Raw genomic sequence first — 15,334 nt, forward strand, 5'->3', positions numbered from 1 at the left:
AGAGCCCGCCCCCGAGGCACCCGCGGCTCCGGCCGCCGCCCCCGCAGATTCGGGCGACGCGACCGACGTCACGCTGCCCGAGCTCGGCGAGAGCGTCACCGAGGGAACCATCACTCGCTGGCTGAAGCAGGTCGGCGACACCGTCGACGTCGACGAGCCGCTCCTCGAGATCTCGACCGACAAGGTCGACACCGAGGTCCCGTCGCCCGTCGCCGGCACCGTCCTCGAGCTCCTCGCGGGCGAAGACGACACCGTCGATGTCGGAGCCGTGCTCGCCCGCGTCGGATCCGGCGCCCCCGCGAGCCAGGCACCCGCAGCTGAAGCACCCGCGGCCGAGGCACCTGCAGAGCCCGCCCCCGAGGCACCCGCGGCTCCGGCCGCCGCCCCCGCAGATTCGGGCGACGCGACCGACGTCACGCTGCCCGAGCTCGGCGAGAGCGTCACCGAGGGAACCATCACTCGCTGGCTGAAGCAGGTCGGCGACACCGTCGACGTCGACGAGCCGCTCCTCGAGATCTCGACCGACAAGGTCGACACCGAGGTCCCGTCGCCCGTCGCCGGCACCGTCCTCGAGCTCCTCGCGGGCGAAGACGACACCGTCGATGTCGGAGCCGTGCTCGCCCGCGTCGGATCCGGCGCCCCCGCGAGCCAGGCACCCGCAGCTGAAGCACCCGCGGCCGAGGCACCCGCGGCCGAGGCACCTGAAGAGCCCGCCCCCGAGGCACCCGCGGAGCCCGCCCCGCAGGCGGCGCCAGCCGCCGAGGCACCGGCCCCCGCGCCCGCCCCGTCGACTCCTGCGGCTCCGGCCGCTGAGTCGGACGGAAAGCTGTACGTCACGCCGCTCGTGCGAAAGCTCGCGGCGCAGCACGGAGTGGACCTCGCGAAGGTGTCGGGAACGGGCGTCGGCGGACGTATCCGAAAGGACGACGTCCTCGCGGCCGCGAAGTCGACTCCGGACGCCACTGCCGCCGCGCCGACAGCAGCTCCGACGGCCGCACCGGCTGCGACGAAGCTCGAGACCTCGCCGCTGCGTGGCACGACGCAGCCGATGACCCGTCTGCGCAAGGTCGTCGCCTCGCGCGCGGTCGAGTCGCTCAACACGACCGCGCAGCTCACGACGGTCGTCGAGGTCGACGTGACGAAGCTCGCCGCCTTCCGTGATGCCAAGAAGGGCGAGTTCCTCGAGAAGACGGGCAACAAGCTCTCCTTCCTGCCCTTCTTCTCGCTGGCAGCGGTCGAGGCTCTCCGCGCGTACCCGATCATCAACTCGACGGTCGACGGCGAGAACATCGTCTACCCGGACGCCGAGAACCTGTCGATCGCGGTCGACACCGAGAAGGGCCTGTACACACCGGTCCTTCGCGATGCGTCGTCGAAGAACCTCGCCGAGATCGCAGCCGGCATCGCCGACCTTGCTGCGCGCACCCGCGACAGCAAGCTGAAGCCGGACGACCTCGCCGGGGGAACGTTCACGATCACGAACACGGGATCGCGCGGGGCCCTCTTCGACACGCCGCTCGTCTTCCTGCCGCAGTCGGCGATCCTCGGGACGGGAATCGTGTTCAAGCGCCCGGGCGTCGTGAAGGTCGACGGTGTGGAGGCGATCGGCATCCGCTCGTACGTCTATCTCGCTCTGTCGTACGACCACCGGACGATCGATGGCGCGGACGCTGCGCGCTACCTCACGGCCGTCAAGAACCGTCTGGAGGAGGCGGAGTTCTCCGCCGATCTCGGCGTCTGACACCGTGTCGACGTGAGGGGGCCGCGCCGTGGGCGCGGCCCCCTTTCGCGCATCAGGGATCGGGCGCTCGGTACAGCTCGCGGATCCGCCATGCGCTGTCGCTCCGCTCGAGGACGAGAAGCTGCCGTTCGACACCGGGCGCGTCGACGGAGAGGAGCGCGACCGCACCGTAGTCGTCGACGAGCGACAGCGTGCGCCGCGGATCCGCGGCGGCGCCTTCGAGGGAGAGCTCGGCCGGCGCGGAGCACTCCTCCGCGCACTCACCTTGCTGCGCGAGCAGCGCGCCCGCTGCCTGCACCGGGTCGTCTCCCGCGATCGCCAGATCTTCACCAGATGCCGTCGGAGTGACCGTCGGAGTCGGAGCCACCGTCGGCGCCATAGGGGAGGGCGTCGACGCACGTTCGGGGACACCGGCTGTAGGGAGTTCGCCCCTCTCACTCGGCCAGGCGACGCCGACGACCATCACGGCTCCTGCCGCGAGGGCACCGACCACGGCGATCCGTTTCCGTCCCGAGCGGTCTCTCTCTGGCTCCAGACGGCCCCGCGGCCCCGCCCCCGGATGGTCGCCGCCCTGCCGTCTGCGGATCCCTCCTCGCCCGTGTGTCGCGGCGCGTCGGACGAACGAGCGCGCAGCGTCGGCGACCAAGGACGCGATGTTGCCGTCGACGTGTCGCTCGACTGCACGCCGGACGCGGTCCAGCATCCCCACCGCCGCGTCGTCCGGCTCTCCTTCGCAGACTCGCATCTCCCTCGGAGCGCCGTTCCGCAGAGGCTCCGCGCCGACGAGTGGGCGCGGCGCCGCCGCGTCGAACAGCGCCCCCTCGATCTCATCGAGGCGTCGCTCGAGTCCGTGCGGGCGTTCGAGGGCGACAAGAGCCTCGTCCGCAGCGCGTGCGATGACACGGTCGTCGCATGCGTTCGCGACGCGGCGCACGAGCGAGCGGGTCGCCTCGACGATCGTCTCACCCGCCCCCGGTCCCGCGGAGAAGGCGAAGACCGGGCGGCCGTCACCCGCGATCCACCACACTCCCGTCTCGTCCCCCGCAAGGGAACGTTCCTCCGCCTCGACGACGCCGCGCAGTCCTGACACGATGAGCGTCACAGCCTCTCCGCGGTGCCACCCCTCACCGACGCGTTCGCGTGCTCCGCACGCCCGCACGACCGGCTCCCGCACATCCGGGAGGAGCAGGTCATGCCCGTCCACGCGGCGAACGATGTCGAGCGGCGCGAGCAGGTGCTGCGCGCCCGCACATCGCCATCCGGCCCAACCGCGCATCTCGTCGATGTCGACGAGCAACGCCGTTTCTCCGCTCACGACCGCGCGCATGGCGGAGTACGGGGCATCCGGACTCGCGACCCGCCGAATGCGACGCACATCGGCTCCGAGCGGGTCGGTCCGGGAGGCGACGTGAGCTGCGCGGGTCATGCGGACAGCCTGCCTCGCCACGCCGGATCCTGCTCACGTCCGAGACCCCCCGTTGTGGATGGATCGCAACATCTCGCCCATGTGCGCACGCTGAGGGCGGACGTGAGCACGGGGGCGCCCCGGTAAACTGGATCTCATGGCATCACGCACGTCCGACTCCGAGAAGCGCCCCGGGTTCTTCGCGACCATCAAGAACCTGTTCACGTTCACGCGCGAGCCCTACCCGTGGGTCGCGTGGGTGCTCCCGCTCGTCCTCGTCGCGGGCGTCCTCGTCGGCATCGCGATCGCGCTGCTCACCGCCCAGCCGTGGTGGGGATACATCCTCTGGGGCATCTTCGGCGTGATGATCGGCCTCATCGCCGCAATGCTCATCATGAACCGCCTCGCGACGAAGGCGATGTACCAGAAGATCGAGGGCATGCCAGGCGGAGCCGGCCATGTCGTCTCGAATATGCTCGGCCGTCGGTGGCGTGGCGAAGAGATGCCCGTCGCGATCAACCCCAAGACGCAGGACGCCGTGTATCGTGCCGTCGGTCGAGGTGGTGTCGCGCTCATCGGCGAGGGGTCGCGCAAACGCCTCGAGAAGCTCGTCAAGAAAGAGAAGACGACCGCGCGCCGCATCACGCACGATTCGGTCCCCGTCTCGGTGTTCTACATCGGTCGCGGTGAAGACGAGGTGCCGATCGACCAGCTCGCCAAGACCATCAAGAAGCTGCCCAAGGCAGTCGACCGCAACGGGATGAGCCAGCTCATCGCGCGCACCGAGTCGATCTCGCAGGGCGGGGCGGCGTCGCTGCCGATCCCGAAGGGCGTGGATCCGACGAAGGTGCGCGCTCCGAAGCCGCGCTGATCCCTCACCCGCTTCTCGACGACGCCCCACCGCACCCGCGGGCGGGGCGTCGTCTGCGTTACGCCCGGATGATGACGGTGTCGACGAGGAGATCCTGCAATCCGCGCTGGTTCTCATCCCAGATCGCGGCTGGGATCACCACGGCGATCAACACGGCTCGAAGAAGCGGCCGCCACGGCCCCGCCCACGAGCCGTCGCTTCGGACGACGCGCAATCCCCAGAGGCGGTGCCCCGGGCTGCCGGACGCCGTCGTGACGAAGATCGCCTGAATCAGCACGAACAGGACGAGCGTCGACCACCAGGCATAGTCGAAGAACGCGACCGAGAGCAGCACAACCGCTGCCCAGTCTGTGGCGAAGGCGCCGATGCGTCGCGACAGCGGCGCGATGCTCCCAGGGCCGGATCGTGGCAGGCCGAGGGACTTGCCAGGGTAGTCGGGCTCGTTTGCGTCGGGTGTCACCCTGACAGCCTAGGCGGGCCCCGGTTTGTGCCCGACGTCGATGTCCACGTAACCTCCAGGAAACATTCGAGACATTCTCGGGCAATGGCCCGCGGCTAGTTTCGATGGGTCACCCGTCTTCGGGCGGCGACCCGACGACCCCGATATCTGGAGCCTCCATGTTCAAAGACTCTTCTGAGGTGCTCGCGTTCATCAAGGATGAGGACGTCAAGTTCCTCGACATCCGCTTCACCGACCTCCCGGGCGTGCAGCAGCACTTCAACATCCCCGCGTCGACGGTGGACGAGGACTTCTTCACCGTCGGGCAGATGTTCGATGGCTCCTCGATCCGCGGATTCGCGAACATCAACGAGTCCGACATGCAGCTCATCCCGGATGTGACGACTGCCTACCTCGACCCGTTCCGCGAGCACAAGACGCTCGTGATCGTGTTCGACATCTACAACCCGCGCAACGGCGAGATCTACTCGAAGGACCCCCGCCAGGTCGCGAAGAAGGCCGAGAAGTACCTCGCGTCGACCGGCATCGCCGATACCGCGTTCTTCGCGCCGGAGGCCGAGTTCTACATCTTCGACGACGTGCGCTACGAGGTCTCGCAGGGCAAGAGCTTCTACTCGGTCGACTCCGAGGAGGCCGCGTGGAACACCGGCCGCGAGGAAGAGGGCGGAAACCTCGCCAACAAGACGCCCTTCAAGGGCGGCTACTTCCCCGTCTCCCCCGTCGACAAGCACGCTGACATCCGCGACGACATCTCGCTGCGCCTGATCGACGCGGGTCTCGAGCTCGAGCGCGCGCACCACGAGGTGGGCACCGCCGGTCAGGCCGAGATCAACTACAAGTTCGACACGATGGTCCACGCCGCGGACGACATCCTCAAGTTCAAGTACATCGTCAAGAACGTCGCCGACGAGTGGGGCAAGACCGCCACGTTCATGCCGAAGCCCATCTTCGGCGACAACGGCTCGGGCATGCACACGCACCAGTCGCTGTGGCTCGACGGCAAGCCGCTGTTCTTCGACGAGCAGGGCTACGCGCAGCTCTCGGACGTCGCGCGCTGGTACATCGGCGGGCTGCTGAAGCACGCCCCCGCAGTCCTCGCGTTCACGAACCCGACGATCAACTCGTACCACCGCCTGGTGAAGGGCTTCGAGGCCCCCGTCAACCTCGTGTACTCGGCGGGCAACCGCTCGGCCGCCGTGCGCATTCCCATCACGGGATCGAACCCGAAGGCCAAGCGCATCGAGTTCCGCGCCCCCGACTCGTCGGGCAACCCCTACCTCGCGTTCGCGGCCCAGCTGATGGCCGGCATCGACGGCATCAAGAACCGCATCGAGCCGCACGAGCCCGTCGACAAGGACCTCTACGAGCTTCCGCCCGAGGAGGCCAAGGACATCCCGCAGGTGCCCGGCACTCTCGCCGAGGCGCTCGAGGCGCTCCGCGAGGACCACGCCTTCCTCCTCGAGGGCGGCGTGTTCACCGAGGAGCTCATCGAGACCTGGATCGACTACAAGTACGAGAACGAGATCATCCCGCTGGCCCAGCGCCCGCACCCGTTCGAGTTCGAGCTCTACTACGGCGTGTAAGACCGCTTTAGCTCACCGAAGGCCGCCCCTCCCGACGTCTCGCGTCCGGAGGGGCGGCCTTTTCGCGCGCCGAATCTCCACACGCAGCGAACGGATCCTGCGAGGATGTTCACCGTGGGTTCACGAGTCATTTCGGTGTACAGCACCAAGGGAGGCGTCGGCAAAACGACGACCGCCGTCAACCTGGCGTGGCTCGCCGCGGCCGATGGCAACCGCGTCCTGTTGTGGGATCTCGATCCACAGGCGAGCGCGACGTGGCTGCTCGACGTCCGCCAGAAGCTGCGCGGAGGCGCGGAGGCCGTACTCGCGGGCGACAAGCGCGTGGGAAAGGCGGTCCGCCCTTCCTCCGTCCGCGGGCTCGACGTCCTCCCCGGCGACAGTTCCTACCGCGGACTGGACATCGCGCTCGACGCCTCGAAGAAGTCCTCATCGCGCCTCAGACGCGCGCTCGATCCGCTCCAGGCTGACTACGACGTCATCGTGCTCGACTGCCCGCCCGGATCTTCGCTCGTCGCCGAGAACGCGCTGCGAGCGGCGGGCGTCGTCGTCTCGCCCCTCGCCCCCGCGCTCCTGTCGCTCCGGGCCCATGCGCAGGTGCGAGAGCTGGTCGATGCGCAGAAGAAATCGCCCTCGCTCGTCGCGTTCCTGAACATGGTCGATCGAAGGAAGAAGAGCCACCGCGAGGCTGTCGAAGAGCTGCCCTCCCGGGCGAGCGCGATCAGCGACATCGTCGTCCCCGCCTCCGTCATCGTCGAACGCATGGCCGAGAGGCGAGCCGCGATCGGCGAGTTCGCCGCCTCGTCGGGCGCGGCGCACGCCTTCTCCGCGCTCTGGCAGACCGTCGCGCACCTCTGACGGGCGCGCGTCACTCCTCGACGAAGTGCTCTCGCGTCGCCGACTGAACGCTCCGCAGGTGCGCCTCCATCGCCTGCGCCGCCGCATCGGCGTCGCGCGCGCGGATCGCGTCGATGATCGCCATGTGCTCCGGGAAGGACACCCGGGGCCGATTGTGCGTGCGCGCGAGCTTGATGCGGAAACGCGCGTGCTGTGCCCGCAGGCGGTTCACGATGGTCGGCGCAAGCTGCATGCCGCTGAGCTCCAGGACCTGATCGTGGAGGGCACGATTGCACGCCGAGTATCCTTCGACGTCGCCGTCGTCGACGTACGCTCGCATGCGCTCTCCGATGGACACGAGCTCAGCGATCTGCTCGTCGCTCGCATGGCGAGCGGCGTGCGCCGCGCAGACCGACTCGATTGCGGCGCGGAGCTCGAGAATCTCGAGCGCCTCGTCGGCGTCGATCGCTCGCACCCGGGCGCCGCGATTCTGCACCCTCTCGACCATTCCCTCGACGGCGAGATTCGCCAGGGCCGTTCGCACGACGCTCCGGCTGACGCCGTACTGCTCCACGATGTCGGCCTCGATGAGACGCTGATTGGGAGCGAGCTCACCGGCACTGATCTCACGACGAAGCATCGCTGAGAGGCCGTCGCTGTCGAGCTTCGGCTCCGTGCCTGTCCTGATGACCATCTTTCTCCCTCCCGCGTCGCTCACGGAGTCTGCGAGCGGGCGCGCGAATCGTCCATTCCATCGATCATATTGTTCACAATCGATGTCGGTCGCAGAGCACGCCGCGACGCGTCAGAGATCGTAGAAGACGTCCTCGTACGTGCGGCGCGCGCGGCGGGCAGTGCGCAGCCAGTCTTCCTCGACCTCCCACGCCGATCCCGGAGGATGTTCGAGGATACGGCCGATGCCGTCGAGTGCACGATAGTCGGTCGGGAGAACATCGCTCGTCGTTCCGGTCAGAAGGGTGTTCGCGGAACGCAGCCGCGTGGCGAGTCGCCACGCGGCGCCGAGCTGGCGCCCCTGTTCCTCGCTGAGCAGACCCACGTCGAACGCAGCCTGAAGTGCATGCAGCGTGCGGGGAGTGCGCAGACCGTCGACGCTGTGGGCGTGCTTCATCTGGATCAGCTGGACCAGCCACTCGACATCGCTCAGCCCACCTGGCCCGAGCTTCAGGTGCCGGGTCGGGTCCACCCCCTTCGGCATCCGCTCCGACTCGACGCGCGCCTTGATCCGCTTGATCTCGCGCACGTCTGAGACCTCGGCGATCTCCGGATAGCGGACGTCGTCGACCAGCTTCATGAACTCGTCCTGGAGGGCAGGGGTGCCCGCGACGGCACGTGCCCTCAGCAGAGCCTGAGCCTCCCATGAGACGGACCAGCGGGCGTAGTACGCGCGATAGGCGTCGAGCGTGCGCACGATCGGGCCGCTGCGTCCCTCCGGGCGCAGTTCCGCGTCGAGCTCCAGCGGTACACGATGGTCCTGCGACGCCTCGCGCAGGCCACCCACGATGCCACGTGCGTACTTCTCCGCGAGCTGCGGATCGACGCTCCCCGGGCGATACACGAACAGCACGTCCGCGTCCGAGCCGAAGCCGATCTCGGCGCCGCCATAGCGCCCCATGCCGACGATGGCGAACTCGACGTCGTCGTGCTCGGACGGGATGACATCACGACGCACGGCTCGCAGGAGGGCCTGCAGGGTGACGTCGGTGATCGTCGTGAGCGACGTCGTGACGTCTTTGATCGAGAGGACCCCCAGCATCGATCCGATCGCCGTCCGCAGCAGCTCCCGTCTCCGCATTCCACGGATCGCGCGTGCCGCGTCCTGCAGCGCACCATGACGTTTCTGGATTGCGCGGGCTTCCTGATCGAGCACTTCCAGGGCACGCGGGCGCAACTGCTCCGCCGAGTCGAGCCACGCCACCGACTCCGGGATCCACTCCATCAGCTCGCCGACGTAACGGGATCCGCTCAGCAGCATCGTCAGCGACTCGGCGGCGCCCGCCGAGTCGCGCAGCATCCGCAGGAACCACGGGCTGTTGCCGAGACGCTCACTGATCCGCCGATACGCGACCAACCCGTAGTCGGGATCCACACCCTCCGCGAACCAGCGGAGCATCACGGGCATGAGCGTGCGCTGCACAGTCGCCTTCCGGCTGACTCCACGCGTCAACGCGCCGATGTGCGCGAGAGCGCTCTTCGCGTCGCGGAACCCGATCGCGGCGAGACGATCGTGCGCCTCGCTGCCCGTGAGGGCTCGGGCGTCGTAATCTGTCGCTGCAACGGCCGAAAGCAGGGGCCGATAGAACAGGCGCACATGGATGTCGCGCACATCGGCGCGCACGCGCTCCCATGTCGCTGAGACGTCCTTCGATGTCCCGCCGGCGAGCTCTTCCGAGGGGTCGAACAGCCCCGTCGCGCGCGCCAGTACCCGCCTGGACTCCTCGTCGTCGGGCATCAGGTGCGTCCGTCGCAGCTGCTGGAGCTGCAGTCGATGCTCAAGAAGCCGCAGCATCCGATAGTCCGTCGCGAACGCTGCCGCGTCGTCGCGGCCGATGTATCCGCCTTCCACGAGCGCATCGATCGCCGCGAGCGTTCCTCGTTCGCGCACGCGTTCATCGGACCACCCGTGCACGAGCTGCAGCAGCTGCACCGTGAACTCCACGTCACGGAGCCCGCCGGGACCGAGCTTCAACTGCCGATCGACCTCGTCGCGCGCGATGTTGTCACTCACACGTTCACGCATCGCCTGCACGCTGTCGACGAACCCGTCGCGTTCTGAGCTCGCCCAGACAAGGGGGCGGGTCGCGTCCACATACGCCTCGCCGAGAGACGAGTCGCCCGCGAGATGACGCGCCTTGAGAAGCGCCTGGAACTCCCACGAGTGCGCCCATCGCTCGTAGTAGGCGAGGTGCGAGTCCAGCGTCCGCACGAGCGCGCCCTGCGTGCCCTCCGGACGAAGATTCGCGTCGACCTCCCACAGCGGGGGCTCCGTCTCGAACGCGCTGATCGCCCGCATCGTCTGCACTGCCAGTCTCGAGGCGATGTCGATCATGCGGTGGTCCTCGATCTCCGCGCCTTCGGCCGCAGCGGCGACGAAGATCACGTCGACATCGGAGACGTAGTTGAGCTCGTTCGCACCGGCCTTGCCCATGCCGATGATCGCCAGGCGCGTCGCCGCGACCTGTTCGTCCGGAAACTGCCCCTGGGAGCCGCGGCCCGACGAGATCGACGCACGCGCAACCGCGAGCGCCGCCTCCAGAGCCGCCGCCGCAGCCTCGGAGAGCGCACACGAGACTGCGCGCACCGCCTCGACGGGATCCGGAGCCGAGAGATCATACGCGGCGATACGAAGCAGCTCTCGCCGGTACGCGATGCGCAGATCGTTCCAGGCGGAATCCTCGCCCCGCGCCGCGATTCCGCCCTGGGCCCCGACGGCCTCGAGCAGATGCGTGCGCATGGCCTCCGACGTCGGCAGGGCTCGCGCCCCTTCCAGGAGGTCGCGCAGCAACCCCGGGTGGCGGAGGAAGAACTCGCCGAATCCCGCGGACGCGCCGAGGACGCGCCACATCAGTCGCGCAGCTGCCGCGTCCGAGAGGACGTCGCGCACGGGATCGACCTCGCGCCGCGCAACGCCGACGAGGGCGCGCACGGCACTGTCGGGATCGGCGCTGCGCGCGCTGCCGACGATGAGCTCCTCGCGTCCGCGCCCCGTGAGCTCCGCAAGTTCGTCGATCGCCTGCGCAGCTTCGGTCAGCTCGGCGAATCCCGCCCGCGCGAGCCGCGAACGGGTGGACTGCCGCCCGGACGGTGCCACCGCAGCCTCAGATCACGTCGAACGTCGTCTGCCGTTCGAGCTCCGTCACCTGCGCGCGGTACTGCTCGAACTCGCGTCGCTTGTTCGCGAGGACGTAGCGGAAGACCTGCTCGCCGAGAGTCTCGGCGACGAGCTCGCTGTCCTCCATGCGCGCGATCGCGTGGTCGAGACTCGACGGAAGCGAACGGTACCCGAGCGCGCGGCGCTCTGCCTCGCTGAGCGCCCAGACGTTGTCCTCGGCTTCTTCGGGCAGCTCGTACTCCTCTTCGATGCCCTTCAGACCGGCCGAGAGCATGAGCGCGTACGCAAGGTAGGGGTTGGCGGCCGAGTCGATGCCCCGGTGCTCGACACGCGCCGACTGGCTCTTGCCCGGCTTGTACATGGGGACGCGGACAAGAGCAGAACGGTTGCTGTGCCCCCAGGTGATGTAGCTCGGCGCTTCGTCGCCGCCCCAGACCCGCTTGTACGAGTTGACGAACTGGTTGAGCACGAGCGAGATCTCGTCGGAGTGCCGCAGCAGGCCCGCGATGAAACGCCGCCCCGTCGTCGAGAGCTGATGGGGTGCGCTCGCCTCATAGAAGGCGTTCGTGTCGCCCTCGAAGAGCGACATGTGCGTGTGCATTCCGCTTCCGGGCGCGCCCGCGAGCGGCTTCGGCATGAACGTCGCATGCACACCCTGCTCGATCGCGACCTCTTTGACGACCGTGCGGAAAGTCATGATGTTGTCGGCCATCGTCAGGCCGTCGGCGTACCGCAGATCGATCTCGTTCTGCCCCGGGCCACCCTCGTGATGGCTGTACTCGACCGAGATGCCGAGGTCTTCCAGCATTCGAACGGCGCGACGACGGAAATCGTGTGCCGTGCCGCCCGGAACGTTGTCGAAATACCCCGCCGAGTCGACAGGGACAGGCGGGCCGTCTCCTGCCCCGGTCTTGAAGAGGTAGAACTCCATCTCGGGATGCGTGTAGAAGGTGAAGCCCGCCTCGGCCGCTCTCGAGAGGGTGCGCTTGAGCACATTGCGCGGGTCGGCCACGGCTGGCTGGCCGTCGGGTGTGGTGAGGTCGCAGAACATTCGCGCCGTGGGGTCGACGTCCCCCCGCCACGGCAGCAGCTGGAACGTCGTCGGATCAGGGTGAGCGAGCAGATCGCTCTCCTGGACTCGCGTGAGCCCCTCGATGGCCGAGCCGTCGAACCCGATCCCCTCGCTGAACGCCCCCTCGACCTCAGCCGGGGCGATCGCGACGGACTTCAGGGTGCCGATCACGTCGGTGAACCACAGGCGCACGAACTTCACGCCTCGTTCCTCGATCGTGCGGAGCACGAAATCCTGCTGCTTGTCCATGCCTGTCAGCCTAGCGGCTGGCCGCGCATCGACACGCCCGGATCAGGAGTCTCCGCTCCCCCACTCGGCCTCGCGACGCTCCTCTTCCTGCCACGCTTTCGAGCGTTCACGCATGATCTCCGGTGCGCGCGCCGCTTCGTCAGCGGTCTCGAACGGCCCTGCGCGGTCAACGGCCGGCGACTCCGGCCCGTATTCGACCTCGCCCGTGGTCAGGTTGTACCAATAGCTGTCAGCCATGCGGCCAGACTAGCCCCGGGCATTCGCCTCCGCGCGCATACGCCTCATCCTGTCGAGTGCCGCCCCCAGCACCGCGATGGCGACGAGCGGGATCCACAGCAGCAGCGAGCGGATCGCCTCGCCGGCCGCGACTGCCGGCGTCGTGCCGTCCCGGAGCTCCACATCGGCGACGATCACCCCCGGCTCATCCGATGGGATCTGCTCGAGTGTGCGACCGTCAGGGGCGATCACCTGGCTCGTGCCGACCGTCGAGACGTTGACGACGCTTCGTCCCGTCTCGATCGCGCGCATCCGCGCGAACGCGAGCTGCTGCAGGTTCTCGTCGGTCCCCCGGAAATCGGCGTTGTTGGTCTGGAACATGAGGGCCTGCGCACCGTCGTCGATTCCCTCGGCAACGAGCTGATCGAAAAGCACATCGAAGCAGATCGCGAGACCCACCGTGGTGCCGTCCACGTCGACGGTCGGCGAATCGTCACCCGGCGTGTACTCGCGCTGGATCATGCCGATGAGGCCGGGCGCGATCCGCTCATATAGCTCGCGCTGCGGCACATATTCGCCGAACGGAACGGGATAACGCTTCGCATGCGACTGCTCGGCGCCGTCGGCGGTCCAGAGCATCGACGTGTTGTAGACGAGATCGCCGTCCGCGACGGCCGCGTTCATCAGGATCGGCGCACCGAGCGCGTTCACCGCACGATCGAGGACGAGGGCGGCGTTCGCATCTGCGAGCGGATCCGCGTCGACCCCGCCCTCGGGCCAGAGCACGAGATCCACGGCCTCGTCCGCAGCGGGCTCCGAGGCCGCGAGCTGGGCTTCAAGCACGTCGTAGCGCTCGCGTTCGTCGAGATAGGCGGCCGGACCGTCCCCCTGTACCGCGGCGACGCGGATCGAGCCGGTCGCCGTCGTCGGGAACTGAGGGACGATCGCCATCACGATCAGCAGTGCAACGGGCCAGACCGCCGTGCGCCAGGCCCGCCGGTTCTCGCGACGCGCGGCAGCGAGATGCCTGGCGGACTCGATCGCGGGAGCGACGGCGAGGACGAGGAGGAAGGTCAGGCCCGATGGGCCGACCCACGAGGCGAGGGGCGCGAAAGGGCTCTCGCCCAGGCTCATTCCGATCCGGCCCCACGGGAAGCCCCCGTACGGCCACGATCCCATGACGAGCTCGCGGGAGGTCCAGACTCCGGCGACGAGCAGGGTCGTCACGGCGGTCCGGAGCCGCGGGCGCGCCACGAGAGCCTGCACCCACCGATAGGCCAGCGAGATCAGAATCGCGCCGAGCCCGGTGAAAAGTGTCTCGACGCCCGCGAGGGCAACCCACGGCACCCAGCGGAGCGGATGGTCGCCCAGGAAGCTCGCGGCCCAGTCGATGTGCGGCAGATAGAAGGACGCGCCGAAGACCGCCCCGACGAGAAGCGCACCTCCGGCGCGGCGACCGATCAGCGACAGCAGGGAGAGCGCCACGGCGACGAAGCTCAGTGGCCAGATCCCCAGCGCGGGGAATGCCGCGACGAGCGCCAGTCCTCCCGCGGCGGCCGCGAGAACAGCAGCCCACAGCGGCAGGAGGGCGGCCGAGGCGGCGCCCGCAGTTTCCTTCTCGCTCGGCTCGCGCACCCTACTGGTCCTCGTCGGCCAGATCCTCGAACAGGCCAGCCGGCGGTGTGAGCACGATGCGGCCGTTCGGCAGGTCGACTTCGGGGACGATCGCCTGAACGAACGGCACCATCACCTCGCGCTCGTCAACACGGACGATCAGGAGGTCCTGCGAAGGGAGGTGGTCCACGCGCGCGACACGACCGATCACGGCCCCGTCACGCACCGCCTCAAGCCCGATGAGCTGGTGGTCGTACCAGGCGTCGGGCTCGCCGACGACGTCGGCATCATCCTGGTCGACCCAGAGGATCGCACGCACGAGGGTCTCGGCCTCATTGCGATCGTCGACCCCTTCGAAGAAGACGACCGGGCTCGCGTTCATCCAGCGGAACTCGCGGACCGTGATCGTCTTGCGGTGCCACTTCGAGTGCTCCGGCACCTGGAGCGTGAACGAGGCCCCGGGCGCGAAGCGCCCATCGGGATCGTCGGTGTACAGCTCGAGCTTCAACGCGCCCTTCAGGCCGTGTGCTTTGAGGACACGACCGACGCGGAGCTGATTCTTGGGCGACGCCGCCGGGGCCATCAGTCGTCGGCCACGTCGACGCGCACGCGACGCCCGTCGGCCAGCGCCGAGACGAGCGTGCGCAGGGCCTTCGCCGTGCGGCCGCCGCGCCCGATCACACGTCCGCGGTCATCGGCGGAGACGTGCACTTCCAGCACCTCTCCGCGCGGGGTCGACGTCTCGACGATACGGACCTCGTCATCGGCGTCGACGATGCTCGTGACGATGTGTTCGAGTGCGGCAGCCAGCACGATCGGAATTACTCTGCCTGGTCGGCGGCGGAGGCGTCTGCCGCCTCGGCCGGAGCCTCGGTCGGCTCCTCGGCCTTCTTCTTCGCCTGGGGCTTGACGACGGACTTCTTCGACGAGTCGACCTCGTAGGCCTTCTTGTCGTCCGCGACCTTCAGGGTGCTCTTCGCATCCTTGTCGCCCTTGTGGACGCCCCAGTCGCCCGTGATCTTGAGGATGGCGCGCACCTGCTCGGTGGGCTGAGCGCCCACGGACAGCCAGTGCTGCGCGCGCTCCGAGTTGACCTCGATGAACGAGGGCTCCTCGGTGGGGTGGTACTTGCCGATCTCCTCGATCACGCGACCATCGCGCTTGGTGCGCGAGTCGGCGACGACGATGCGGTAGTAGGGCGCACGGACCTTGCCCAGGCGCTTCAGACGGATCTTGACAGCCACGATTCTCCTGTGGATTGGAAAGAGTGAACGAACCAGTCGCCCTGCGCGTGGGGTGATGCACGCCGGCGGAAGCTCTGAATGGTGGATCACCGTGCTGGATAGAGGGTCGAGCACGTGCTCCAGCGCCCTATTCTGCCAGATGTCGACGGGGTTCGCGAACGCGTGAGACCACCGTGTCGGGGCCTCACAACGTCA

14 protein-coding genes are annotated in these 15,334 nt (G+C 68.4%); 4 read left to right on the forward strand and 10 right to left on the reverse strand.

Translation table 11 applies throughout. From position 1 onward, the window contains the following. Positions 1–73: 73 nt before the first annotated feature. Positions 74–1,741, forward strand: a complete 1,668-nt coding sequence (sucB, locus tag C0012_RS00005; protein ID WP_111466939.1) for a 2-oxoglutarate dehydrogenase, E2 component, dihydrolipoamide succinyltransferase — start codon at positions 74–76, stop codon at positions 1,739–1,741. Between the two features lie 52 nt (positions 1,742–1,793). Here the strand turns inward: sucB and C0012_RS00010 are convergent, their stop codons facing one another. Continuing rightward, positions 1,794–3,167, reverse strand: a complete 1,374-nt coding sequence (locus tag C0012_RS00010) for a hypothetical protein (protein WP_110588780.1) — start codon at positions 3,165–3,167, stop codon at positions 1,794–1,796. A 136-nt stretch (positions 3,168–3,303) separates the two neighbouring features. Between C0012_RS00010 and C0012_RS00015 the strand changes: the two genes are divergently transcribed. Continuing rightward, the gene (locus C0012_RS00015; RefSeq protein WP_110588779.1) at positions 3,304–4,017 is read left to right on the forward strand and encodes a DUF4191 domain-containing protein; all 714 of its coding nucleotides are present in this window, start codon (positions 3,304–3,306) and stop codon (positions 4,015–4,017) included. Positions 4,018–4,075: 58 nt separating this feature from the next. On the opposite strand, the gene C0012_RS00020 is transcribed toward C0012_RS00015, so the two are convergent. Next, positions 4,076–4,477, reverse strand: coding sequence for an RDD family protein (locus C0012_RS00020; RefSeq protein WP_110588778.1), 402 nt, complete (start codon positions 4,475–4,477; stop codon positions 4,076–4,078). A gap of 158 nt (positions 4,478–4,635) precedes the next feature. On the opposite strand from C0012_RS00020, the gene glnA reads away from it, so the two are divergent. Continuing rightward, positions 4,636–6,060, forward strand: coding sequence for a type I glutamate--ammonia ligase (glnA, locus tag C0012_RS00025; protein WP_110588777.1), 1,425 nt, complete (start codon positions 4,636–4,638; stop codon positions 6,058–6,060). Positions 6,061–6,174: 114 nt separating this feature from the next. After that, positions 6,175–6,915, forward strand: coding sequence for a ParA family protein (locus C0012_RS00030; protein WP_162621828.1), 741 nt, complete (start codon positions 6,175–6,177; stop codon positions 6,913–6,915). Positions 6,916–6,925: 10 nt separating this feature from the next. On the opposite strand, the gene C0012_RS00035 is transcribed toward C0012_RS00030, so the two are convergent. The 8 genes from C0012_RS00035 to rpsP form a co-directional block, all read right to left on the reverse strand. After that, positions 6,926–7,588, reverse strand: a complete 663-nt coding sequence (locus C0012_RS00035; RefSeq protein ID WP_110588775.1) for a GntR family transcriptional regulator — start codon at positions 7,586–7,588, stop codon at positions 6,926–6,928. 111 nt (positions 7,589–7,699) lie between these two features. Beyond that, the gene (locus C0012_RS00040) at positions 7,700–10,723 is read right to left on the reverse strand and encodes a bifunctional [glutamine synthetase] adenylyltransferase/[glutamine synthetase]-adenylyl-L-tyrosine phosphorylase (protein WP_110588774.1); all 3,024 of its coding nucleotides are present in this window, start codon (positions 10,721–10,723) and stop codon (positions 7,700–7,702) included. Between the two features lie 7 nt (positions 10,724–10,730). Beyond that, positions 10,731–12,065, reverse strand: a complete 1,335-nt coding sequence (locus C0012_RS00045) for a glutamine synthetase family protein (protein WP_110588773.1) — start codon at positions 12,063–12,065, stop codon at positions 10,731–10,733. A 42-nt stretch (positions 12,066–12,107) separates the two neighbouring features. Further along, positions 12,108–12,302, reverse strand: coding sequence for an SPOR domain-containing protein (locus tag C0012_RS00050; protein ID WP_110588772.1), 195 nt, complete (start codon positions 12,300–12,302; stop codon positions 12,108–12,110). 9 nt (positions 12,303–12,311) lie between these two features. After that, a complete protein-coding gene (lnt, locus tag C0012_RS00055) occupies positions 12,312–13,916 on the reverse strand; it encodes an apolipoprotein N-acyltransferase (protein ID WP_110588771.1) in 1,605 nt (534 codons plus the stop codon). Position 13,917: 1 nt separating this feature from the next. After that, complete coding sequence (gene rimM / locus C0012_RS00060) at positions 13,918–14,478, reverse strand: ribosome maturation factor RimM (RefSeq protein WP_110588770.1); 561 nt, start codon at positions 14,476–14,478, stop codon at positions 13,918–13,920. Further along, positions 14,478–14,708 carry a KH domain-containing protein gene (locus tag C0012_RS00065; RefSeq protein WP_110588769.1) on the reverse strand — a complete coding sequence of 77 codons (231 nt, stop codon included), beginning with the start codon at positions 14,706–14,708 and terminating at the stop codon, positions 14,478–14,480. Before C0012_RS00065 ends, rimM begins: the two co-directional genes overlap by 1 nt. An 8-nt stretch (positions 14,709–14,716) precedes the next feature. Next, positions 14,717–15,139 carry a 30S ribosomal protein S16 gene (rpsP, locus tag C0012_RS00070; RefSeq protein WP_110588768.1) on the reverse strand — a complete coding sequence of 141 codons (423 nt, stop codon included), beginning with the start codon at positions 15,137–15,139 and terminating at the stop codon, positions 14,717–14,719. Between the last annotated feature and the right edge of the window lie 195 nt (positions 15,140–15,334).

The organism is Microbacterium suaedae (assembly GCF_003254645.1).
Taxonomy (GTDB): domain Bacteria; phylum Actinomycetota; class Actinomycetes; order Actinomycetales; family Microbacteriaceae; genus Microbacterium; species Microbacterium suaedae.